The sequence below is a fragment of the Lyngbya sp. CCAP 1446/10 genome (assembly GCF_026130175.1).
Lineage (GTDB): Bacteria > Cyanobacteriota > Cyanobacteriia > Cyanobacteriales > Microcoleaceae > Microcoleus.
In genome coordinates, this window is the sequence record NZ_JAIGNI010000137.1 from 1 (window position 1) to 1009 (window position 1009).

The 1009-nt window shown below is 38.7% G+C and carries 1 pseudogene; it reads left to right on the top strand.

The annotated features are described in order from the left end of the window. Positions 1–122: 122 nt before the first annotated feature. Positions 123–920, top strand: a pseudogene (locus tag K4039_RS26635) (IS66 family transposase); the annotation flags it as partial. Positions 921–1009: the final 89 nt, after the last annotated feature.

A 1009-nucleotide genomic window follows, 5' to 3' on the forward strand; every position in this document is an offset into this window, starting at 1 on the left:
CAAAAAGTCTTCAAGATTGGCTATTTAACCTTCTCTCTCTTGAGTTTTTGAGCAACAGCTTGCCGGATCTTCCAAGGCAGCTACTTTTAGATGCGATCGTTTTTTAGTCTAAACTCCAGAACTTAGGATGGATAAATAATTACGGACATTTATCCTACGAAAAACAACAAGAACTGTTGTGGGAACTGGGAAAAATAGAAATAGGAGTGGGAACTTTAGTAGCCACCAATGAAAGAATAAATGGCGCAGTGACTCAAAGTATTGACCAGCTCAAACAGTGGGTCAAACAAACCCAGCCCAATATCCATGCGGATGAAACGCCTTGGGCAATCAAAGGGGTAAAAGAATGGTTATGGATTTTTGCCAATACCAAATTCGCTTTATTTCATGCTGCTGATACTCGCTCTCGTGCGGAATTAGAATCTATTTTGGGTTCTTGCTACGAAGGTGTACTTAGTTCAGATGACTATAGCGCCTATAATGGTTATGCTGTCAAAGCTCAACAAAAATGTCTGGCTCATTTACGCCGTCACTTCAAGAAACTAATCAAGCTTCCTGGCTTAAATAACCAGGAGATTGGAGAAAAATTTATTAGCCTGATAGATGAGGGTTTGAAAAACTATGCTTTATTCCAACTTTCCCAAAGCCTTGATGAATTCTTGAGTTGGACGTCCCAGTTTAAACCAAAAGTTGAATTTACGATTAATTCATGGATTGAGCTAGCCGGAGGGGAAGCCGGGAAACTTTTACGCTCCTTGAGGAAGAAAGCTGATCAATGGTGGTATTTTTTAGACCATCCAGAAATACCGCCTGATAATAATTTAGCAGAACGAACGTTACGTTTAGCCGTCACCAAAAGAAAAATTAGTGCAGGTTCCCGTTCTATGGAACGGTTTCAAGATACTGCCAATTTATTGACGGGGTAGTAATAAATATGTAGTGAAATTTAATTACAGTAATTGAATACATAGGATAATTTTATAACTCACACAATCAAGTTTTGTGATTT